This window comes from Vreelandella venusta, assembly GCF_007989605.1.
GTDB lineage: Bacteria > Pseudomonadota > Gammaproteobacteria > Pseudomonadales > Halomonadaceae > Vreelandella > Vreelandella venusta.
Genome location: NZ_BJUL01000012.1, coordinates 55,383 through 77,859 on the forward strand (window position 1 = coordinate 55,383; position 22,477 = coordinate 77,859).

At 51.8% G+C, this 22,477-nt stretch carries 18 protein-coding genes; 11 read left to right on the top strand and 7 right to left on the bottom strand.

The features are described from left to right. Positions 1 to 60: 60 nt before the first annotated feature. The 4 genes from dacB to HVE01_RS14070 all read left to right on the top strand — a co-directional run bounded on the left by dacB (position 61) and on the right by HVE01_RS14070 (position 5,961). Positions 61 to 1,491, top strand: a complete 1,431-nt coding sequence (gene dacB / locus HVE01_RS14055; protein ID WP_146944822.1) for a D-alanyl-D-alanine carboxypeptidase/D-alanyl-D-alanine endopeptidase — start codon at positions 61 to 63, stop codon at positions 1,489 to 1,491. Positions 1,492 to 1,519: 28 nt separating this feature from the next. Beyond that, positions 1,520 to 1,891: a diacylglycerol kinase gene (locus HVE01_RS14060; RefSeq protein WP_038478183.1), complete on the top strand. Its 372-nt coding sequence runs from the start codon at positions 1,520 to 1,522 to the stop codon at positions 1,889 to 1,891. A gap of 73 nt (positions 1,892 to 1,964) precedes the next feature. Continuing rightward, a complete protein-coding gene (gene glnE, locus HVE01_RS14065; protein ID WP_146944824.1) occupies positions 1,965 to 4,949 on the top strand; it encodes a bifunctional [glutamate--ammonia ligase]-adenylyl-L-tyrosine phosphorylase/[glutamate--ammonia-ligase] adenylyltransferase in 2,985 nt (994 codons plus the stop codon). 118 nt (positions 4,950 to 5,067) lie between these two features. Further along, positions 5,068 to 5,961 carry an AEC family transporter gene (locus HVE01_RS14070; RefSeq protein WP_125751451.1) on the top strand — a complete coding sequence of 298 codons (894 nt, stop codon included), beginning with the start codon at positions 5,068 to 5,070 and terminating at the stop codon, positions 5,959 to 5,961. Positions 5,962 to 5,984: 23 nt separating this feature from the next. Here the strand turns inward: HVE01_RS14070 and HVE01_RS14075 are convergent, their stop codons facing one another. Continuing rightward, complete coding sequence (locus tag HVE01_RS14075; RefSeq protein ID WP_089039809.1) at positions 5,985 to 6,341, bottom strand: FxsA family protein; 357 nt, start codon at positions 6,339 to 6,341, stop codon at positions 5,985 to 5,987. 223 nt (positions 6,342 to 6,564) lie between these two features. On the opposite strand from HVE01_RS14075, the gene HVE01_RS14080 reads away from it, so the two are divergent. The 3 genes from HVE01_RS14080 to HVE01_RS14090 all read left to right on the top strand — a co-directional run bounded on the left by HVE01_RS14080 (position 6,565) and on the right by HVE01_RS14090 (position 10,456). Continuing rightward, positions 6,565 to 8,190 carry a BCCT family transporter gene (locus HVE01_RS14080; RefSeq protein ID WP_125751448.1) on the top strand — a complete coding sequence of 542 codons (1,626 nt, stop codon included), beginning with the start codon at positions 6,565 to 6,567 and terminating at the stop codon, positions 8,188 to 8,190. Between the two features lie 386 nt (positions 8,191 to 8,576). After that, positions 8,577 to 9,926, top strand: a complete 1,350-nt coding sequence (locus HVE01_RS14085; RefSeq protein ID WP_125751445.1) for an MFS transporter — start codon at positions 8,577 to 8,579, stop codon at positions 9,924 to 9,926. A 14-nt stretch (positions 9,927 to 9,940) separates the two neighbouring features. Next, positions 9,941 to 10,456, top strand: a complete 516-nt coding sequence (locus HVE01_RS14090) for a retropepsin-like aspartic protease family protein (RefSeq protein WP_146944826.1) — start codon at positions 9,941 to 9,943, stop codon at positions 10,454 to 10,456. 134 nt (positions 10,457 to 10,590) lie between these two features. Here HVE01_RS14090 and HVE01_RS20135 read toward each other — a convergent pair whose 3' ends face one another. Next, positions 10,591 to 10,713: a hypothetical protein gene (locus tag HVE01_RS20135; RefSeq protein WP_268763070.1), complete on the bottom strand. Its 123-nt coding sequence runs from the start codon at positions 10,711 to 10,713 to the stop codon at positions 10,591 to 10,593. A gap of 227 nt (positions 10,714 to 10,940) precedes the next feature. On the opposite strand from HVE01_RS20135, the gene HVE01_RS14095 reads away from it, so the two are divergent. Next, positions 10,941 to 11,699 carry a winged helix-turn-helix domain-containing protein gene (locus tag HVE01_RS14095; protein ID WP_125751438.1) on the top strand — a complete coding sequence of 253 codons (759 nt, stop codon included), beginning with the start codon at positions 10,941 to 10,943 and terminating at the stop codon, positions 11,697 to 11,699. A gap of 18 nt (positions 11,700 to 11,717) precedes the next feature. Next, positions 11,718 to 13,313: an ATP-binding protein gene (locus HVE01_RS14100; protein WP_146944828.1), complete on the top strand. Its 1,596-nt coding sequence runs from the start codon at positions 11,718 to 11,720 to the stop codon at positions 13,311 to 13,313. On the opposite strand, the gene HVE01_RS14105 is transcribed toward HVE01_RS14100, so the two are convergent. Next, a complete protein-coding gene (locus tag HVE01_RS14105; RefSeq protein ID WP_125751431.1) occupies positions 13,276 to 14,214 on the bottom strand; it encodes a LysR family transcriptional regulator in 939 nt (312 codons plus the stop codon). The genes HVE01_RS14100 and HVE01_RS14105 overlap by 38 nt on opposite strands. Positions 14,215 to 14,313: 99 nt before the next feature. On the opposite strand from HVE01_RS14105, the gene metE reads away from it, so the two are divergent. After that, the gene (gene metE, locus HVE01_RS14110) at positions 14,314 to 16,611 is read left to right on the top strand and encodes a 5-methyltetrahydropteroyltriglutamate--homocysteine S-methyltransferase (RefSeq protein WP_146944830.1); all 2,298 of its coding nucleotides are present in this window, start codon (positions 14,314 to 14,316) and stop codon (positions 16,609 to 16,611) included. Between the two features lie 199 nt (positions 16,612 to 16,810). Here metE and ppk1 read toward each other — a convergent pair whose 3' ends face one another. Both ppk1 and hemB read right to left on the bottom strand, forming a co-directional pair. Further along, positions 16,811 to 19,024, bottom strand: coding sequence for a polyphosphate kinase 1 (ppk1, locus tag HVE01_RS14115; RefSeq protein ID WP_146944832.1), 2,214 nt, complete (start codon positions 19,022 to 19,024; stop codon positions 16,811 to 16,813). Between the two features lie 123 nt (positions 19,025 to 19,147). Then, the gene (gene hemB, locus HVE01_RS14120; RefSeq protein WP_125751422.1) at positions 19,148 to 20,155 is read right to left on the bottom strand and encodes a porphobilinogen synthase; all 1,008 of its coding nucleotides are present in this window, start codon (positions 20,153 to 20,155) and stop codon (positions 19,148 to 19,150) included. 208 nt (positions 20,156 to 20,363) lie between these two features. On the opposite strand from hemB, the gene elbB reads away from it, so the two are divergent. Beyond that, the gene (elbB, locus tag HVE01_RS14125) at positions 20,364 to 21,023 is read left to right on the top strand and encodes an isoprenoid biosynthesis glyoxalase ElbB (protein ID WP_125751419.1); all 660 of its coding nucleotides are present in this window, start codon (positions 20,364 to 20,366) and stop codon (positions 21,021 to 21,023) included. Positions 21,024 to 21,149: 126 nt separating this feature from the next. Here elbB and tatC read toward each other — a convergent pair whose 3' ends face one another. Next, positions 21,150 to 21,932, bottom strand: a complete 783-nt coding sequence (gene tatC / locus HVE01_RS14130; RefSeq protein WP_125751416.1) for a twin-arginine translocase subunit TatC — start codon at positions 21,930 to 21,932, stop codon at positions 21,150 to 21,152. After that, complete coding sequence (gene tatB / locus HVE01_RS14135; protein ID WP_146944834.1) at positions 21,929 to 22,477, bottom strand: Sec-independent protein translocase protein TatB; 549 nt, start codon at positions 22,475 to 22,477, stop codon at positions 21,929 to 21,931. Before tatB ends, tatC begins: the two co-directional genes overlap by 4 nt.

The window sequence follows — 22,477 nt, forward strand, 5'->3', positions numbered from 1 at the left end:
GCATTCTCAGCGTTCAATCATGCGGTTAAATCATCCCTACGCCGCTGGCATCGGGCGTTGATGACAACCGTGGTAGGTGCCGCTATGTGCGCAAGCCCTGCACTGTATGCCGATTTCAGCCAGTTGGGGCAGTTGGAAAGCAAAGGCTTCTCAATTAGCGCTGAAGCACGCTTACTGGATGGGGATGCTGGCAGTAATGCATTGCTGGGTAGTCTGAATCCTGAGCGTCAGTTGTCGCCAGCGTCTGTCACCAAAGCCTATATGTCTGCTGCGGCGCTCAATCGTTTTGGGCCTCAGCATCGCTTTACTAGCCAACTTGTCAGCACCGGTAGTGTGGAAAATGGTGTATTAAGTGGCGACTTGGTATTTGAAGGTGGAGGCGATCCGGGCCTCACAACTGAAGACCTTTGGCGGTTAGTGCAGCGTCTGCAGTTAGCTGGTGTACGCGAGGTGGATGGCGCACTGGTGGTTAGTCAGTGGCGCTTTGGCCCTGTTGAGTGTATTACCACGGACCGCTGTAATGCGCGTACCCGAGTCACCAATGCTTACAGTGCGCCGCTCACCTCGGCAGGTGTCAACTTTGGTAGCTGGTGCGCCAATATAGCCCCCGCTGCAGCAGCGGGCGAGCCTGCTCGCGTTGGCTTGTGCGATAGCCCCACGCCGTTAATTGTGATTGATAACCAAGTTATCACGCGCCCGGCTAATAGTGGCACTGACATTAGTGCTGAGCGGATTACCGATGAGCGCGGGGATGTTCTGCGCCTTACCGGACAAATTTCAACCAATGCCGCGGCTCGTGATGTTTACCGTGGCGCTGGTGATGCGGCAGAAAAAACGGCGCAAGTATTGTTAAGCATGCTAAATCAGGCAGGTATCAGTGTGCGAGATACCTGGCGGGTTAGCTCAACGCGTCCGCCCAGCAGTGCACAGCGTTTGGCAGCCGTTGACAGCAAACCGCTGCAGGAGCTACTGCTGCGAACAATGAACTACTCCAATAATTACATGGCTGATGTGCTGGCGCTGAACTTGGTGGAAACGCCACAAGCGCAACTGCGCCAAGCGGGGGAAGCGATAGAAGCCTATGTGAACAGCTTATCGGGACACGGGCCGTTAACGTTACACAGCGGCAGCGGGCTGACGACTGATAACCGTACCTCCGCTCACGGCGTCAATGTGATGTTAGAGGATATGTTCCACCAGAGCGCCTTGTTCCCCAGTTTTGTCGCCTCTTTTCAGTCGCCAGCCAATGGGGTTATGCGCTTTATTCGCCGTGGTTCTCCAACGTTTCAAAATAATGTCATGTTGAAAACAGGCACACTCAATCAGCCATTTGCTGTTCGCGCCTTGGCGGGCTACTTCCGTACCGCTCAGGGGCGCTGGGGCGTTTTTAGCGTGCTAGTTAACGGCACTGGCAGTACGCCTTATCTTAGCTGGCCGGAAGTGTTAGATCCGCTGTCGCTGGATTTAGAAGCGATGATATTGGCTAATTAATCTTAATCTTACCGCCGAGGCAACAGGCATGAAGCCAGGACATACGGGGTTAACCCATTTAATGCACTCAACGCGCTATTCATGGAAGGGGCTAAAGGCCGCTTTTAGAAATGAAGCTGCGTTTCGCCAAGAAGTGGGGATTACAGCGGTGTTGCTACCGCTGGCTTGGTGGATTGGAGAAGGGCCTATTAGTTGGTTGCTGCTGGTCGGCAGCCTGTGCCTTGTGCTGATTGTGGAACTGCTTAATAGTGCTATAGAGAACGTCGTTGACCGTATTGGCACCGAGCATCATGAGCTTTCAGGGCGGGCTAAAGATATTGGCTCGGCGGCGGTTATGCTGTCATTGATCATGGCAGGTTTAACCTGGGGGCTGTTAGGCTGGCAAAAACTAGTAGGCTAAATTGATTTTATTCAGCTCATACAGCGATTCGCTTTATCAACAAACATAATAGACGCTTGGCAGAGAGGTGGTTATGCAGTTAGACGGCGCGTTTTTACCCCAAACTGGGCTGCCAACAGCGCTTAAGCCTGCCGCACAGCGAGCCTGGCAGCGCTTAAGTGAAGCACTTAGCCAAGCAGATAATCTTGCTTCAATGACCCAACAGTCGTTGCCTTCCAGTAGTTGGGAGGCACTTTCTGATACGCGCCGTGAAGCGTTAGCCAACGTGATAACTGTTTCAAGCTTTGCCCTAGATACCTTGGCACGCTTTCCGCACTGGCTGATTGATCTAGATGTGGCTGGCGAGCTGGATGCGACAGCAAGCAAGGAGTCGCAAGCGAGTTGGTTAGATGAAGTGCTGGAAAATGCCGATGATGAAGAGGCAATGCATCGCGCTATTCGCCGTTTTCGCCGTGCCCGCATGCTCGGGATTGTGTGGCGCGATCTTAATCGTCCTGATGGCTACACCATGTGGGACACTGCTCAGGCAGTTTCGTGGCTGGCGGAAGTCTGTCTTGAGGCCGCGCTAAGCTGGCTTGAGCGTTTTTACGCCCCGCGCTGGGGATTGCCTGCGGCCCGCAGAGATGGCTCATCCCAGCGGTTGGTGGTGCTGGGTATGGGTAAACTCGGCGCGGGTGAGCTGAATCTTTCCTCAGATATTGACCTGATCTTCGCCTTCCCTGAAAAAGGTGAAACCGAAGGCGGGCGCAAATCCCTTGAGCACCAAGAGTACTTCACCAAACTAGGTCAGAAACTGATTGCCGCTTTAGATGCCATGACGGCCGACGGTTTCGTATTTCGCGTTGATATGCGGCTGCGCCCACTGGGTGATGGTGGCCCTCTGGTGGGCAGTTTCTCGATGCTCTCCAGTTACTACCAGGATCAGGGCCGTGAGTGGGAGCGTTATGCCATGCTCAAAGCGCGCCCCGTTGCAGGAGACATAGATGGTGGGCATGAACTGCTCGCAAGTCTCAGGCCGTTTGTTTACCGCCGCTACCTGGATTTTGGTGCGATTGAGTCGCTGCGTGAGCTCAAGGCGATGATCAATCGCGAGGTAAAGCGCAAGGGCATGCAAAGCAACATCAAGCTAGGGCCCGGTGGAATCCGGGAGGTTGAGTTCGTTGTCCAGGCATTTCAGTTGATTCGCGGTGGACGTGATACCGAGCTTCAAGTGACTTCACTCAAGACCGCCCTTCAACGACTGCCTGAACTAGGACTGTTGCCCCAAGCAGTTGTCGATGACTTGCTACCCGACTATGCGTATCTTCGCGACATGGAACACGTGATTCAGGCACTAGAAGATCGTCAAACCCAAATGCTGCCCGTTGACGATGAAGATCGGGAGCGGGTCGCGTTTGCCTTGGGGCATGACGATTGGCCTGGACTCATCGCGCGGCTGGAGGAAGTGCGCGAACGCGTTCGCCAGCACTTTGATGCGGTGATCGCCGACCCAGAAGAGGATAGCGATACAGAGAGTTGCGACGATAACCTTGGCCTGTCTCAGTGGCGGTTACTGTGGCGCGGCGAGCTAGAGCAGGAAGAAGCGGAAGCACTGCTTACTGAGGCTGGTTTTATAGAACCAGGGAAAGCACTTAAACGACTGCAGAGTCTTTACCATTCCCGCCAAGTGCAAAGCATGCAGCGTATCGGCTTTGAACGGCTAGATGCACTGATGCCGCTACTACTGGTTGCCGTTGCTGAAAGTGAATTGCCGGATAACGCGCTTAATGGTGTCCAGCCGTTGATCGAGTCGGTGCTTAGGCGAACCGCTTACCTTGCGCTGCTGCGTGAAAATCCCCAGGCGCTTGAGCACTTAATGAAGCTGTGCTCGGCCAGTCACTGGATTGCAGAGCAGCTTGCGCGTTACCCGATACTGCTTGATGAGTTACTAACACCGGATACGCTTTACACCCCCGCTGATAAATCACGACTTGCCGATGAGTTACGCCAGACCTTAAGCAGACTGCCAGAAGATGATGATGAGGCGCAGTTGGAAGCGCTTCGCGTGTTTAAGCATGCACAGATGCTGCACGTCGCAGCGTCGGATATTGCTGGAACACGCCACTTGATGAAGGTAAGCGACTACTTAACGTATATCGCTGAAGTCATTCTGGATGCCGTGCTAGCGATGGCTTGGAAACATGTCACGCGAAAACATGGCGTGCCAGAAGGACTTAATCCACGAGAACCAGCGTTTTTGATTGTGGGATACGGCAAGCTTGGGGGCATCGAACTTGGTTATGGTTCTGATTTGGACTTGGTGTTCCTTCATGATAGTGACGGGAAAGGCACTACCGATGGTGCCCGGCCAATCGATACAGCGGTCTTTTTTACCCGTCTAGGTCAGCGCATTATTCATCTTTTAACCGCAATAACGCCTGCTGGCAGCCTCTACGAGGTTGATATGCGCCTTCGGCCTTCAGGCAATGCGGGTTTGTTGGTGACCTCTTTAGATGCTTTTGCGGATTATCAGCGCCAAAATGCCTGGACCTGGGAGCATCAGGCGCTGGTGCGCGCGCGCGTTGTCGCCGGTAGTCATGCGCTGGCGAGTAAATTTGATGCGATCCGTGGCGAGATGCTGTGTCGCGAGCGTGACCCGCAAGCCTTAAGAGACGACGTTGTCAGCATGCGTCATAAAATGCGTGATCACCTTGGTTCTAAAGGACAGAGCTCTAAAGGGCCATCAGATAGTGCGGACGGGGAGGTATTCAGTCTGAAGCACGATGTGGGTGGCATGGTCGATATTGAGTTTCTTTGCCAATACGCGGTGCTATCGCTCGCCCATGACACGCCTGCATTAATCACGTATAGCGATAATATCCGCATTTTAGAAACCCTCGCCAAGTGTGGTCATATTAGCGAGTCAGAAGCGGAGCAGTTGCGGGAAGCGTACCTCGCTTATCGTAGCCGTACCCATCGTGCGGCGTTAACCGGTGAGAAAACCGTCGTGGATGCACAGGCGTTCAAGGCCCATCGCGATGTGGTTATTGCACTTTGGCAGCGTTTTCTTGAACCCTGATTGGCGAAGTGAGCGTTTTTAAGTAGCATCGATAGGGAAGATAGCTTGATAACAATAAGGAAAAGCTCCCTATGTATGCAACAGTTTGTCTCTGCGCCCGCCGCTCGGCGGAGGGCGTATGATCGGTCATATTCTCGCAACGCTGTTACCGGTGTTCTTAATTGCTGGCTGTGGTGCGGTTTACGGGCGTTACCGAAACCCTGATATTCGCAGCCTTAACACGCTTAATATGGAGCTATTTGTTCCCCTGCTGGTATTTGCCGTGTTGGCTGATCGCCAAGCGCCGTTAGCAGACTATGCGTGGCTTGCCACTGCGGCGGTGGCCGTGGTGCTAGGGTCTGGTGTTGTGCTTTGGCCGATCGCTAAATGGCTGTCTCTGGACACAAAAGTGTTCTTGCCACCGATGATGTTCAATAACTCTGGCAATATGGGAGTGCCGCTATTGGTGCTCGCCTTTGGGCCAGAAGCCCTACCGGCTGCAGTGGTCGTGTTTATTGTTGAAATGCTGCTGCATTTCTCAGTAGGTCTTTATATGTTGGACCCACGCACGTCACTTTGGCGACTATTGCGAATGCCCATTGTAGCGGCGAGCCTAGCAGGGCTAGTCATAAACGTGGGAGATGTACCGTTGCCGAGCTGGCTGCTAGAAGCAATGCATATGTTAGGGGGAATCTGTATTCCACTGATGCTCTTTGCATTAGGTGTTCGGTTGCTGGAAATTGATTTTAATGACTGGCGAACGGGTTTGTTGGGCGCGCTCCTCTGCCCACTTTCTGGCTTAGTGATCGCACTACCACTCATGTGGTTACTACCATTGAATCCGCTACAGACAGCTGTGCTACTGGTATTTGCAGCACTGCCGCCAGCGGTATTGAATTACTTAGTGGCCGAGCAGTATAAACTGGCGCCGCAGAAGGTCGCTTCGTTGGTGCTCATCGGCAATTTAGGGAGCTTAATCGTAATGCCGCTGACGTTAGCAGCAGCGTTCGCCTGGATTCAAGCGCCGCTTTAACAGCGGCGTTAGTGGGCGACTGGTTAGGACCGGTGGTGGTCGTCTTTAACTTCGTAACTACCTTCTATTGCATCGTGCTGGCTCGTGGAGGTGTCGCTGTAAGCATAGCCGCCACCAACGTCTTGAGCGTTGTCAGCGCGCATCTGCTCCATGCGCTTTTTCATTTTATGGCGGACAAAGGGCATCATTGCCCAGCCAATGAGCAGGAAAAAAAGTCCTAGTACAACACCGACGATCATCAGCGCACCAAACGCTAGCCACGTCAGTAACAGTTTAATGCTGCCCATTAGACCAGTTGGCTGGGTCTGAGCTGCCCGAGCACGCCACTGGTTAGCAGCTTGCCACGCGGCATTGCGTTGATCACGATTCATTTGCGGCATGAAAGCCTCCATCGTTCATATGCGTTTCATTGGAACACAGGCTGGGTATCAAGTTCCTGGTCTGGACTAACATTTCTTGATTGACGCCGCGAAGAAATTCTATACGCATATGTTAGTTTAAAGGCCATGCTGTTTAATGTTTAGTTATATATTTCAAAAAGCCTGCATTTATCAGTACATTATTACGCTGTTATACACAATGCTCATTTAACAGGATGGTTATATGGCAAATCATGGCGGTAAGTCGGTATTTGTCGCCTCTGCGGTGATTATATTCGGCTTGGTTGTTATTGGCGCTGCATTCCCAGAAGGCTTTGGTAATGCAGCCCAGGCGGCGCTCACCTCAATTACGGAATTGTTCGGCTGGTTCTATTTGTTTTCAGTGTTTGGCTTTGTGGTTTTTCTGGTTGGCTTAGCATTGAGTAAGTATGGAAAAGTACGCCTTGGCCCTCAGGATAGTACGCCCAGCTACAGTTTTTTCTCGTGGATTAGCATGCTGCTGGCAGCTGGATTCGGCGTTGGGCTGGTGTTCTACGGTATGGCGGAACCAATGACGCACTATATCAATCCGCCTTATGGTGACGTGCCTGCTGAAACAGACGCTGCTGCGCGCTATGCAATCCAATACAGTTACTTTAACTGGGGTATCCATCAGTGGGCGGCATTTTCTGTTGTGGGCTTGATTATTGCCTACTTTCAATTTCGCAAAGGGCAAGCAGGGCTGGTGTCTTCCGTGCTCTCTTCGGTGACCGCCAAACATCCCCGCGTTCGTCCTTACGCATCCTGGCTGGATGTTTTTGCCGTGGTCGCCACCGTTATGGGGGTTGCTACCTCGCTTGGCTTAGGTGTGCTGCAAATGAACGGTGGCCTTAATGCAGTATTTGGTTTGCCGGAAAATGGCTTTTGGCAGTTTATTATTCTATTTGTCATGTTCTGTGCTTACATGGCATCGACATGGTCAGGCTTGGATAAAGGTATTAAACGGTTATCGAACATAAACATGATTTTATGTATTGGCTTGATGCTGTATGTATTAATTACCGGCCCGACTATTGCAATTTTAGAGACTATTACCCTGGGGCTTGGCGATTACCTGCAAAACTTTATCGGCATGAGCCTACGTATTTCGCCCTATAGCGATAATCAATGGGCGAGTAGTTGGACCATATTTTACTGGGCATGGGTCATTGCCTGGTCGCCGTTTGTGGGCACCTTTGTAGCGCGTGTTTCCCGCGGCCGCACGATTAAAGAGTATGTCTTTGGTGTATTGTTTGTGCCGCCTCTATTAGCCTGTTTATGGATAGGTGTTTTTGGCGGTGCTGCACTTAATTTGGAAATGTCGAGCAGCGATGCAGGATTAGCGGCCGCCACTGAAGCCAATATTACTGTGGCGTTGTTCGAGATGTTTGAGCTGATGCCCTTTACCGGTGCATTATCGGTCGTCGCTATGTTGCTCATCTTTATTTTCCTGGTGACGTCTGCAGATTCTGCTTCCTACATCGTGGCGCAAATGACCGACAATGGCTCCATCAATCCGCCACTTTATAAGCGTATTATCTGGGGAGTATTGATCGCCGCCATTTGTTTAACACTGATTGTGGCGGGTGGGCTTTCTGGCCTGCAGTCAGCGGCGGTGCTTTCGGCATTACCGTTTACTTTTATTTTGTATATGATGGTTGTCGTGCTGGTTCGTGAGCTGCGTGCTGACCGCAAGGCGATGCTCACGCAGCTATATCGTCGCCACGGGGAAACGCCGGTTGGTGCTGATGCATTTGAAGCCGAACAGTTAGGCGAGGAAGAGCGCCTGCGCCGTGCTCCAAGTGTCGTCAATCGCCGCATTAATAGTTAAATTATTCGCTGATTTATGGGGAATGCACACATGGATAAAGCGTGCTGATGGCCCGGCAAGGACACCACGGTGCCACGCGAAAACAGCCCAAAAGGGAGGTTTTTGACCGCTGGTTAGATCGTCTTGTCACCGTTGCTGTTATTACGGCGATGGTGGTAGGGATCACGGCTGTGGTAGCGCACTGGTTGCTATGAATCGCAACGCTAAAGATGGCAAAAGCAACCATGATCAGTGTGTCGCGCTCGGCTATGCCGGGCGTTTGCTTTTCAAGGCCCCATCCGCGGTGACGCCGCTGTTTTGAATAATCACCTGCCCTATGATCGTCATGAATTAGCTGTCGTTAATAGGGCAATGACGCTACTACACACTTTTTTGAGAGAGCCAGCATGCTGTCTGCTAACCCCGCCAAGGTTGCTCCCACCTACGCATCGCGACGTGAAATATTTGGTTGGGCAATGTTTGACTTTGCCAACCAGGCTTACACCTTGCTCATTATCACAGTCGTGTTTGGAGAACTGTTCACAACGGTAATCGTAGGTGATCGAGGCGATGGCTTTCGCCTAGCCAATTTCTTGTGGAGCCTCGCGCTAGCGTTGAGCTATCTCATGGTCGTATTAACTGCTCCACTCTGCGGTGCAGTGATGGATTATCGAGCAGAAAAAAAGCGCTTTTTATTTATCAGCTATCTCGCAACGGTGGCGACAACTGCCATGCTTTACTTTGTCGAGCCTGGTTACGTAGTCGCGGGACTGCTGTTAATTATACTTTCAAACTATGCTTATTCGATGGGCGAGTCGTTTATTGCCGCCTTTTTACCGGAGCTAGGCCCGCCTAATGCACTGGGTAAGATCTCTGGGTTTGGCTGGGCACTTGGCTATATTGGCGGCCTCTTTGCTGCTGGGTTTACGCTAGTGGTGCTAGGGGAGGCGACGGCCGATAACTTTGAGCGCATACGTTGGGTAGGTCCTTTTGCGGCTGGCTTTTTCTTAGTAGCGGCGCTTCCCACCTTCCTATGGATGAAAGAGCGCGGTGTGCCTCAACCCCATGCTGTTTCCTATCGCCGGATTGCGTTACAACGCGTTCGCTCAACATTTACTGAGCTGCGCTACTTTAAAGACTTAACGGTCTTTTTAGTGTCACTGTTATTCTCAATGGCAGGTGTCTATATCATTATTGCGTTTGCATTTATTTATGGCGCTCAGGTGATTGGTTGGGAAGAGAGCGTGCGCAATATTATGTTTATTATTGTGCAAATAACGGCAGCGGCAGGCGCGCTGGGATTTGGTTTTTTACAAGATAAATTGGGTGCCAAGCGCACATATCAAATGACACTAGCGCTGTGGGTCATTGCTATTGTATCGATATGGGCGACGCCGGAGCTGACTGGCTGGGTTAACAGCCATTACGCCGTGCAGTGGCAAGCACAGTACGTTTTTTTGGTGGTCGGTTGCTTGGCAGGTCTTAGTCTGGGGTCTAGCCAATCAGCTAGCCGAGCGTTGGTCGGCGTTTTTTCACCACTGGAGAAGTCTGCTGAGTTTTTTGGCTTCTGGGGGCTCGCTAATAAATTGGCTGGCGTGTTCGGCATTGTCATGCTGGGCATTTTGCAAACGTTAATTGGTTTGCAAGCGTCTATCCTATTATGTGTAGCGCTGTTTGTTATCGCGATGTTGATATGCGCTGGCGTGAATGAGCAGCGTGGACGTGAGGCTGCACTTGCCTGGAAAAGGAGCGCTTAGTTTGGAGGTGGCGTATGAAAACCCTCGCTATGCAACGAGGTGGTATCGTCACAGTGCTACTCTTTTGGGTGCTGCTATTGGCTGCTGGCACATGGCTATTAGATGGTGGTTTCGCGAAGGTCATGACGCCGAATGCCCATGTGATGTACACCTCCGCCGATGATGGGCCTGTCAGTTTGACACGAAATCGTGCTGGTCATTTTGAAGCACCTGGGGAAATTAACGGAAAGCCGGTGACCTTTTTATTAGATACAGGAGCGACTTATGTTGCAGTACCGCGCAATTTAGCTAGTGAGTTGGGGCTAGAGCCGGGGCGCAGCGCTTGGTTTAATACCGCGAATGGTCGTGCAGAGGGCGCGCTAACAAAGCTAGATGAGGTTGTGTTGGGCAATATACGTATGAAGGGCGTGCAAGGGTCTATAAGCCCTGGTATGGAAAACGATACCGTACTGCTTGGCATGAGTTTTCTTAACTTATTGGTGATTGAAATACGCGCTGGGGAAATGGTGTTGAGCCTGCCTGCGGAGTAGATCTTGCTGAAGAGTCTGGCCAACAAGTAATTGTCTGGTGAAAAAAGGCAGGCAGTGTTCAAACCTGCCTTTTTGGTAACCTAGCTGTTTAGGTTAGCGTACTGAGTGCTCAGTGGCTAAGTACACAAGCCGTGTTACTCGCTAGGCGGCGCTTTATAATGTCCAGGAATGGTCAGCTTCTCTCCATTCGGTAGATCACGCACTTGAGCGGGTACGTAAACGCGTTTAATAACACTTTTAGTTTTGCTGTTTCCCATAATGTCCTCCTTCTGTCAAATTGTCGACAGCTAGCAAAGCTACACTAGCGTTTGGCGGTGTGAGAATCAAGGTGACTAGCAGGCAAACCAGTACTCGGAATATGGGAAAGAGGTAAGAAGGCAGGCGTTTGAACGGTTTTGAGGTATCCTGGAAGATATTGCAACCTGCGGTTACATAGGGTGAGCGGGTGATTACACAAACTGCCTAAGCGGAGTGAATATAAAGGATGGTAGACCACTTGGAACAGCAATTTCAGGCGCTTGGGACTCAAGACGCCGCCACACTTGGCTATCCCGATCAAGATCACGTGCTGATTATTGAAGATGACCAGCGCTTGGCAGAGCTGACCCGCGACTACCTGGAGGCAAATGGCTTTCAAGTAACGCTAGAGGCAGATGGTGCAAAGGGCGTGGATCGTATTTTAACACTTCAGCCTGACTTGGTGATTTTGGACTTAATGTTGCCGGGCGAGGATGGTTTGGCTATTTGCCGTCGTGTTAGGCCTAACTTTGCTGGTCCTATTATGATGTTAACGGCCCGCACAGATGACCTTGATCAGGTACTGGGTTTGGAAATGGGGGCCGATGACTATGTGCCAAAGCCGGTTCAACCCCGTGTACTTCTTGCGCGTATGCGTGCGCTACTGCGTCGTGCCGATGCACCAGCGCCGGGTGGTGAGATGCGCCTGCGCTTCGAAAATCTAGAGATAGATAACGCAACGCGTGAGGCCTGGCTTTCCGGTGAGCGTATAGATCTCACTAGCGCAGAGTTTGATCTGCTGTGGCTGTTGGCGAGCAACGCAGGGCGTGTATTAACCCGAGAAGAAATTTTTAATGAGCTGCGTGGCATTAAATACGATGGACAGGATCGTTCGATTGACGTGCGGGTTTCGCGTATTCGCCCCAAAGTAGGCGACGACCCTAACCAACCGCACCGAATCAAAACAGTGCGGAGCAAAGGCTACCTTTTCGTCAAAGACAGTTAACTAACAGAGGCTAACCGCATGCGGCGAGTGCTGGGCCACGGTTCTTTCTTAAGGTTTTATCTTCTGCTGGGGCTTGCACTGTGCGTAGTATTCTTTATTGCATTGGGCGGGCGCTCTTTTATTGAGCAGATTCGTCGCGAAGATTATCGTGAACAGCTTGCCGCATTGCCGATGTCATTAATGACACAGCAGTTAGCATCAAGTCCGTTGGCGGGAAGAGAAAGCCTGCTTGCCCGCTTCTCGGAACAGCTGGGGATGCAGCTCTCACTTAAGCGTATTGAGAGTGTAGGGCTTAACTATTTTGAGCAAGCTCGCGTCGAGCGAGGCACGGTATTAGTTGCTGAAGATCCTTGGCGGTTACGGCAACGTATACCTAACGATGAGTGGCTGCTGGAGGCAACATTTGCCGCCTGGAGCGAGCGTCAGTGGCAGGGCAGCATGATACTACTCGGGGGGTGGCTTGCTAGTATGCCTCATGAGGCGAGGGCTGACGCCATCGCCTCGCTAGACGCGGGTAGTTGGCCACTTGTTTTGCTTTCTGCGCCGCCTTCTGACCTTACTCCAGAACAGCAGTTTCAACTCGCCCAGGGAGGCGTGTTGACTCGGCTGGTGTCGGATAAGCTCTCACTGATGCTGCTTTATCGGCTGCCGGATGATAATCAATGGTTACAAGCGGGGCCTACCTCGCGTGGCGATACGCTGCCAGCCAATTTGCACCTGCCTTTACTGGTGGGGTTAATGGTGGTGCTGAGCCTAATTATTTATTTAATTATGCGCAGCATTGAAGCGCGTATGGCGCGTTTGGAGCTTGCCGCGACTAGAATCGCCAGCGGGCGCTTAGAAACCCGGGTAAAGGTGGAAAGCGGAGACTTTTTAGGCCGTCTGGGCATGGCATTCAATGGGATGGCGAATCAAGTTCAGAGTTTGCTAAGAGGTCAGCAAGAAATGATTCGCGCGGTCTCTCATGAATTACGCACGCCGGTGGCTCGTATACGGTTTGCAGTGCAAATGGTCGAAGATATGACCGACCAACCAGCGATTCGTCGTCAGCTTCAGGGGATCGATGCTGATATTTCCGAGCTAGACGAATTGGTAGACGAAATTCTCACCTATGCCCGTTTGGGGGGAGAGTCGATCAATGGCGTTGAATTAGAGATGGCATTGGTTGAATGCCGGGCAATGGCTGAGCGAGTCATCGACACGCTGTCACCGTTGCACCAAAGCTTATCGTTAACGCTGGATGGTAGTGCTGAAGTTGAGCTGTACGCCGAACCCCGCTATTTACAACGAGCGCTGCAGAACCTTGTCAGCAACGCCTGTCGCTATGGCAAGTCGCAAGTAGTGATTCGCCTATGGGATGAGCCTCACCTTGTACGGATTGATATTGAGGATGATGGGCCTGGCATACCACCCGAGGCGCGTAGCGATATCTTCAAGCCGTTTGCCAGGCTTGATGACAGTCGTGCCCGTAGCTCTGGGGGCTACGGGCTTGGCTTATCCATTGTGCAAAAAATTATGGCAGGCCATGGCGGTAGCGTCACTGTGGATACCAGCCCTACACTGGGCGGTGCGCGCTTTACGCTGCTGATTCCTCGTCGCGAGTTGCCGGTTTAATCCCTGATAGCACCGCAAATGACGTCTCTTTAGCGGTGCGCAAAAAATCCTGCATCCAAGGCGCTTCTCTATTTTCTTCGCGAATGGCTGCATAAAGCGTGCTCCAAATACCATTCTCGCCCAGTTTTACGGCGCTAACGTAATCCCGCTCTAAATACTCGGTGAGCGCCCAGTTGGGTAGCGCGCAGACGCCTCTACCGCTGGCAACAAGCTGCATCATCATGATGGTGAGCTCTGCGGTGCGGATTTCCTGTGGTCGCACATTGGCGGGAGACAAAAACTGGGTAAACACGTCCAGCCGAGAGTGCTCGACCGGATAGGTGATCAGTGTCTCCTCGGCTAACGCTTGTGGTTCGATAAACGGACGGCCAGCAAAAGCATGCTGTCGAGCAACCGCCAGCAGTCCCTCATAACGAAATAGTGGCGCGTAGTGAACCCCTTCCAGTGGCTGGGGATCGGCGGTAATCACCAAGTCTAACTGCTCTCTAGCAAGGGCAGGCAATGGGTCAAAGTGGTGGCCACTGGGAATATCGATCTCCACCTCTGGCCAATGGTCGCGAAAATAATCCACCGTTGGCATCAGCCACTGAAAACAGCTGTGGCACTCGATAGCCATGTGTAATCGCCCCTGCTCGGTACCTGCCAAGCGAGCAAGGTCGCGTTCAGCTTTACGCACCTCGGGCAATATCTCATCCGCTAGGGCTAAAAGGCGAAGCCCCGCTCTTGTGAATTCTACGGGACGCGTTTTACGTACAAACAGCGCACTGTCAACGCGACCTTCCAAGTCTTTTAGCTGATGAGAAAGCGCCGACTGTGTTAGGTGAACCCGATCAGCAGCCTCCACGAGAGAGCCGGTTTCCCGGAGGGCGAGCAGCGTGCGCAGGTGACGTAATTCAATCATTGTGAGTATTTTTCATGTTTTCTATTAAAAACTTTAGTTTGATTCATTTTTTTGGGGTGAGCAGACTGTGCGAAATCATTCACGTTGGAAGGTTTCATCATGACAGTTTCTCATATTCTCGGCTATCCCCGAATTGGCGCTCAGCGCGAACTTAAAAAAGCCACCGAAGCCTACTGGAAAGGAGATATATCGCGGGAAGACCTTGAAGCAACAGGGCAAGCGCTTAGACTTTCGCATTGGCAGATCCAGCAAAACGCTGGCCTCGATTTTATCAGTGTTGGCGATTTTGCATTTTACGACCAAGTACTTAATGTTTCCGTCATGCTAGGAGCGGTGCCCGCACGCTTCAATGCTCAGCATGAGGTTAGCGCAGGCAATGTCGATTTGGATACTGTGTTTCGCATGGCTCGTGGCCGTGCCCCTAGCGGCACGCCCGCAGCTGCTTGCGAAATGACCAAGTACTTTGATACCAACTACCACTACTTAGTACCTGAACTGCATAAGGGGCAGTCGTTTACGCTAGCGTCTGAGCGCTTATTTAATGAAGTAGATGAAGCCTTACAGGCAGGCTTTACGCCTAAAGTAACGCTAACCGGCCCGCTTACTTGGCTATGGTTGGGTAAAACCAAAGGTAGCGATTTTGACCGGCTGAGCCTGCTGGACAGCGTACTGGATGTGTATAGCGAGATTCTGGCACGCTTAGCCACTCAAGGTATCGAGTGGGTGCAGCTTGATGAACCTGCCTTGGTACAAGACCTGCCGTTGGCATGGCAGCAAGCGTATGAGCGCGCCTATCATCGTCTGCAATCGGCGCCGCTGAAGCTACTCGTTGCCAGTTATTTTGGTGCGCTGGGTGATAATCTTTCGCTAGCCACTCGCCTGCCAGTAGCTGGCTTGCATATTGATGCTGTGCGTGCGCCGGGTCAGGTAGAGAGCGTGATTGATCGACTAGGCCCTCATCAAGTGCTCTCAATTGGCTTAGTTGATGGCCGCAATATTTGGCGTGCTGATTTGGCAGCCCTACGTGAGCGTTTGCTGCCTTTAAAAGTGCGTTTAGGCCAGCGGCTATGGCTGGCGCCCAGCTGCTCATTGCTACACGTACCGGTAGACTTGTCCCAAGAAACCGAGCTGGATAGCGAGCTGGTCGGCTGGCTAGCATTTGCACGCCAAAAGCTAGATGAGGTGGTGACCCTTACTCGGCTCATTGATAACCGCACAACGCCTGTTGATGAACAGCGGGTGAGCGAGGCAACCCATGCTTTGGATCAGCGTCGTGAGTCAACGCGAATTCATCAGCCTGCTGTTAGCTCACGTCTAGCTGCAATAACGGCTCAAGATAGCCAACGTCAGTCGCCTTATGCTGCCCGCGCAGCGGCACAGCGCAGAGCACTTGCATTGCCGCTGTTTGCCACCACCACCATTGGTTCTTTTCCGCAAACGGGTGAGATACGCTCTGCCCGTCGAGCATTTAAAGCCGGTGAACTGAGCCAAACGGATTATGAAGGCCGTATGCGGGAAGAAATTGCTTTCGTCGTAGAGCGCCAGGAAGCACTAGGACTGGATGTGCCTGTCCATGGTGAGGCTGAACGTAATGACATGGTGGAGTACTTTGGTGAACAGTTAGAGGGGTTTGCCTTTACGCGCTTTGGCTGGGTACAAAGTTATGGCTCCCGTTGCGTGAAACCACCGATTATTTTTGGTGATGTCACCCGACTGGTGCCAATGACGGTGAAGTGGAGCGAATATGCCCAATCGCTTACTGATAAGCCCATGAAAGGCATGTTGACAGGGCCCGTGACGATTTTGCAATGGTCGTTTGTGCGTGATGACCAACCTCGCGCAACCACCTGTCGCCAGATCGCCCTAGCGCTGCGTGACGAAGTGCTGGATTTGGAAAAAGCCGGTATTCAAATTATTCAAATTGACGAGCCTGCGTTACGTGAAGGTTTACCGCTGCGCCAGCACGAGTGGCAAGACTATTTAGATTGGGCGGTAGAAAGCTTCCAGCTAAGCGCTGCTGGCGTTAAGGATAGCACCCAAATTCATACCCATATGTGCTATTCGGAATTTAACGACATCATTGGTGCCATTGCTGCACTAGACGCGGATGTGATTACTATTGAAACGTCTCGCTCCGATATGGAGCTGCTGGACGCTTTCCAGGATTTTGCATACCCGAACGAAATTGGGCCAGGGGTTTATGATATCCACACGCCCAATATTCCGGATGTTGCCTGGATGGTGGCGTTGATGGAAAAAGCGCTAGAGAAAATCCCTGCCGATCGGCTGTGGGTGAATCCTGATTGTGGTCTGAAAACTCGTGGCTGGGCAGAAGTAGAGCCTGCATTGGCGAATATGGTGGAAGCGGCGAATCAACTGCGTCAGCGTTACGGGTAATTAGCTGATTACCCACTAGACAAGTAAGGGTGATAAAAGTTAATTCTGAACATAGGTGCTTATAAATATAGGCACTTCTGAACATAGGTACTTATAAATATAGGTGCTTCTAAATATAAGTACTTCTAAACACAGGTACTTGTCATTTAAGCCCCGCTGCAACAGACAGCGGGGCTTATTGTTTCTCTAGCGGTGATGGCTAGCTTTTTGAAGCGTAGGCATAGAGCAGTGTTTCCTGGGCACTGATCGGGTCGCCATTGCCAGGGCTCTGCAGTTGATAGCTACCGTCGCTTTGTAGAAGCCAGCTTTGACAGTTATCGACCAGGTAGGTCTCCAAATCTTTACGTACTCGGGTGGCAAGCTTTTTATCCAATAGCGGAAAGCAGGTTTCTACGCGATGGAACATATTGCGTGACATAAAATCAGCACTTGAACACCATGTTTCTGGCTTGCCGTCATTGTGGAAGTGGAAAACACGGGTATGTTCTAAAAAGCGCCCAATAATCGACCGAACACGGATATTCTCTGAAACACCCTCGATACCGGGTTTCAAACAGCACATGCCACGAATGATCAGGTCGCACTCTACGCCTGCTTGCGAGGCGCGATAAAGCGCTTTGATAAGCTTGGGCTCTGTTAGCGAATTGCACTTAATAATGATATGGCCACGCTTACCTTTTAGCGCTACCTGCGCTTCACGATCAATCATTTCGACTAGGCGCTCGTGAAGCGTAAAGGGGGCGTGAAGTAGGGTGTCGATCTTGCGCGCGCGGCCCATGCCAGAAAGCTGCTGAAACACTTTGTGCACGTCCGCGCATAGCGCAGTATTAGCAGTCAGCAGGCTATAATCGGTATATAGCTTGGCGGTTTTAGAGTGGTAGTTGCCAGTGCCTAAATGTGCGTAGTGGCGCAACTCGCCCTTCTCGCGTCGCACGATATGCAGCATCTTGGCGTGGGTTTTATAGGCCATGATGCCGTAAATCACGATGGCGCCGGCTTCCTGCAGGCGTGATGCTAACTGAAGATTGTCGGCCTCATCAAAGCGCGCCCGTAGCTCGATAACAACGGTGACTTCTTTACCTTGGCTGGCGGCATCGACCAGAGCACTCACTATCGTAGAGTCTGCACCGGTGCGGTACAGCGTCTGCTTGATTGCCAGTACGTCTGGATCGCGGGCGGCCTCGCGCAGTAGGTCTTCGATAGGTGAAAAGGACTGGAACGGGTGGTGAAGCAGAATATCGCTTTTGGCAATAGCGCTGAACAGGCTACCGCCTTTTAATACTTTTGGCACGCTAGGTGAATAGGGCCGATAGAGCAGCTCTGGTCGGTCAACGTCGCCGAGAACCGCCATCATGCGGGTCAAGTTTACCGGCCCTTGAACACGGTATAAGTCGCTGCTTTCTAGCTCAAACTGGCGCAGTAAGAAACTGGTCAAGTCATCAGGACAGTTATCAGCGACTTCAAGGCGCACACCGCTGCCATAACGGCGGGCTAATAGCTCGCCGCGTAGCGCTGAGGCCAAATCTGAGACCTCTTCAGGATCGACGGTCATATCGGCATTACGGGTCAGCCGGAACTGATAACAACCACGCACACGCATGCCGGGGAAGAGTTCCTCTGCATGTGCGTGAATCATTGACGATAAGAAAATATATTCGGAGAAGCCTTCTGCACATAGCGCTTTAGGCAGTGCCATTAAGCGAGGCAATGAGCGGGGAGCGGGCAGTATTGCCATACCACCAGCCCGACCAAAGGCGTCTTTTCCCTCGAGTTCCACAATGAAGTTTAGGCTTTTATTAACTAAACGCGGGAACGGATGGGAGGGGTCTAAGCCAATGGGGCTGATGACCGGCATGATCTCGTTATCAAAGAAATCTTTAACCCAGGCTTTTTGCTCGTCGGTCCACTGATCGCGCCGACGAAAGCGTAGCCCCTGAGCTTCCAGCGCGGGCAGTAGCGTCTCATTCAATATTTGATATTGACGAGCAATTTGCTGATGCGCGATATCCGAGATTTCTGCCAGCACCGCCTTGGGCAAGCGGCCGTCGGCGGCGGTAGTGTCGTCGCCTAATGCCATTTGGTGTTTAAGCCCGGCGACTCTTATCTCAAAAAACTCATCCATGTTGGATGAAAAGATCAGCAGAAACATCAGCCGGTTAAGTAGCGGATGCGCATCGTCCAAGGCTTGTTCAAGCACTCGGATATTGAACTGCAGATGAGAAAGCTCGCGATTGAAGTAGAGCTGCGGGTCGTCAAGATCCGCCTCCAAATGAGACTCTTTCGCGTGAACTCCGGTGGGGGTACGATTGATGCGCAATGGCAAAGCCTCTCCCTCGCCAGTTACCGTTTCGTGTGTAGCGTTTGTTGACTCGCTAGAGAATGCTGGCGTGGAATCTGCTGATTGATCGTCCATGGTTGCCCCCAGTAGTGGTTCATACTCATCATAGCGTGATTACGACTGTTGGGAGCAGTATGCCGGGGAAAGATGACAAACAAGTGTCACTGGTTTGTCATCTTTAAGGACTGACCTATTAAACTAGCGCTGTAACAAGCGTGCTGCTTCTAACGCGAAATAGCTTAAAATTCCATCGGCACCTGCGCGCTTGAAGCACATTAGTGACTCAAGAATCACCGGTTCGGCCTCAAGCCAACCGTTATCGAACGCGGCGCGATGCATAGCGTATTCACCGCTAACTTGATAAGCGAATGTCGGTACTTGGAGTTCGCTTTTTACACGGCGTACGATATCCAAGTAAGGCATGCCGGGTTTCACCATCACCATATCGGCGCCTTCGGCGATATCCATAGCCACTTCATGCAGCGCTTCATCGCTATTGGCGGGGTCCATCTGATAGGTGCGTTTATCTGCTTTGCCAAGATTGGCGGCAGACCCGACCGCATCACGGAAGGGACCGTAATACTTAGAGGCGTACTTAGCGCTATACGCCATAATGCGCACATTATGCAGGTGTTCCTGTTCTAACACTTGGCGGATGGCGCCGATGCGACCATCCATCATATCGGAAGGTGCTACGACATCGGCGCCTGCTTCGGCGTGTGAGAGCGCTTGCTTGAGTAGCGTATCTACTGTGCGGTCATTCTGCACATAGCCATGCTCATCAAGAATGCCGTCCTGACCATGACTCGTATAGGGGTCAAGGGCGACATCGGTAATAATGCCAAGTTCGGGTAGCGCTTCTTTTAGCGCCCGTACACTTCGCTGGACAAGACCGTTAGCGTTGTAAGCCTCTTCCGCCAACTCGCTTTTTTGCTCAGTATCGATAACTGGGAAGAGCGCCAGGGCGGGAATACCCAGCGCATAGGCCTCACGTGCCTGCTCAATCAGCAGGTCGATGGAAAGGCGTTCAACACCGGGCATTGAGGCAATCGCTTCGCGTTGATTTTCGCCTTCCAGTACAAAAACCGGCAAAATTAAATCGCTGGGTGTTAGCGTTGACTCCTGCATTAAGCGACGGGAGAAATCGTCGCGACGCATACGGCGAAGTCGAGTAGCAGGGAAATGGCGGGGAGCAGAGGTGTTCAACGGCTTTCTCCAAACAATCGCATAGTCAATCGAATAGTGGATGCCTTAAAAGGCCTAACGTGAGTATATCAGTCTTGCACTGCAGCGAAAGCGGGCTTGTGATAGCTGGCTTGTAGTGGCTTTATAGACTGACTAAAGTGAGTCACTCAGCGACGCTAAGTGGCGACGATTTAACAGCGATAATAAGCGCTACAACAAGGAGATAAGCATGACCAAACAGGTAGCAATCGTATTAGCAGGCTGCGGCGTTTTTGATGGTTCAGAAATCTATGAAACAACGCTAACGCTGCTGCGCCTTGATCAGTTAGGGATTGGCTATCGCTGCTTTGCGCCGGATGTCGCTCAGCACCACGTGATTAACCACTTAACTCAAGAGCCTGTCGAGGGCGAGCAGCGCAATGTGTTACAGGAGTCGGCGCGTCTTGCCCGTGGTGATATTAGCCCGATTACGGAGCTAGATGCTGACGACTTTGATGCGGTTATTGTTCCTGGTGGCTTTGGTGTCGCTAAAAACCTGTCTGATTTTGCCGACAAGAGCGACAGTATGCAGGTACTTGAGAGTGTCAAAGAGGCGCTGGTAGGCTTTAAAGAAGAGGCAAAACCCATTGGCCTGATGTGTATTGCTCCTGTTTTGGTCCCGCGCCTACTTGGCGAAGGGGTGGCCGTGACGATTGGTCATGATCCCGGTGTTTCTGGTGCCATTAGTGCGATGGGTGGCCTGCACCGCAGCTGTGGCGTAGAAGATATTGTGGTGGATCATGAGCACCGGGTGGTAACCACGCCTGCTTATATGCTGGCGACCCGTATCAGTGAGGCCGCCACAGGTATCTTTAAGTTGGTCGACCGCATTGATGAAATGATGGGCTAATATTTTCTCGGTAATCGGCTATTCGTATTAAAGGCAAACAGCCTCTCGTATGAAGAGCAAAAAGCCTCTGCCATGTTTCAATGGCAGAGGCTTTTTTTAAGCAGTGCAGCGCCGTTAACAGTGCTTTTAGGTCTCTTGTTCCTCAGCGTCATCCGCCTTGGCCTTACGGCGTACCAATCGGCCAAACAGTAGGCCCACCTCATAAAGTAGATACATCGGTATCGCTAACAGGCTTTGAGAAATAACGTCGGGAGGAGTAAGCAGCATGCCCACCACAAAGCAGCCTAAAATAACGTAGGGGCGCTTTTTAGAAAGGCTTTCGACCGTGGTTGCGCCAGACAGTATCAGCAGAAATGTTGCGATGGGGATTTCAAACGCAACACCAAAGGCGAAAAACAGTTTAAGTACAAAGTTCAAATACTGATTAATGTCGGTCATTACCGCCACATTTTCCGGCCCGGTTTGGGTGAAAAACTCAAATAGCAGCGGAAAGACCACGTAATAAGCAAAGGCCGCTCCAGCGTAAAATAGCGCTATGCTGGAGACCAGAATCGGGATCGCCAGCGCTTTTTCGTTATCGTAAAGTCCAGGTGCTACAAACGCCCATGCTTGGTGCAGTACGAAGGGGATAGCGATAAAGACAGCGACTACCAGGGTTAGTTTAAAGGGGGCTAAGAAGGGCGAGGCCACCTCGGTGGCGATCATCTGTGAACCTTCTGGCAACAGGGCCATTAATGGTTCGGCTACAAAGCTGTAGATGTCATTAGCAAAGGCATAAAGGCCAAGAAACACGACTAATACCACTACGACCGCTTTCATAAGCCGCGAGCGTAACTCGATCAGGTGCTCAATAAGAGGCGCTTGGCTTTGGTCTTTATGTGGCTCCTGGGAATCGCCAGACATGCTCATTGGTGATTACTATCCTTTGTAAGATCCGCCTTTTGAATAGCGGCATCATGCTCCACATCCGCCTGCTCAGCATTTGCCTTGCTAGGTTCATGCTTGCCGCTAGGGTTCACCGCGCGCAGTTCATCGGTAGCAGGTTGATGAGGCGTTGGGGAAGAGGCTGCTGGCGTGTCTTCGCGTACCGTTTGCAGGGCGTCGTCTAACCGAGCACTCGCGTTGGCAACCCGCTGCTCGGTGTCATTTTGGGCCGCTTGTGTCGATGAGCTTGAAGAGCTGGAAGAAGAGGGTGCGTCGGCAATGCTCTCAACATCCTGCTTGGCTTTTTTGAGACTGTCATCGAGCTTTTTCTGCTGCTCGTTGAGCTTTTGACGCAGCTCCTCTGCTTCCAACTGAGCGCTGATTTCGCGCTGCATACCGGATACCGTACGCTTGATTTTGCCAATCCACATACCTGTTGTGCGAGCGGCTCTAGGCAGGCGCTCTGGGCCAAGCACCAGAAGCCCGACGATACCAATCAGCATCAGTTCAAGAAAGCCGATATCCAGCAT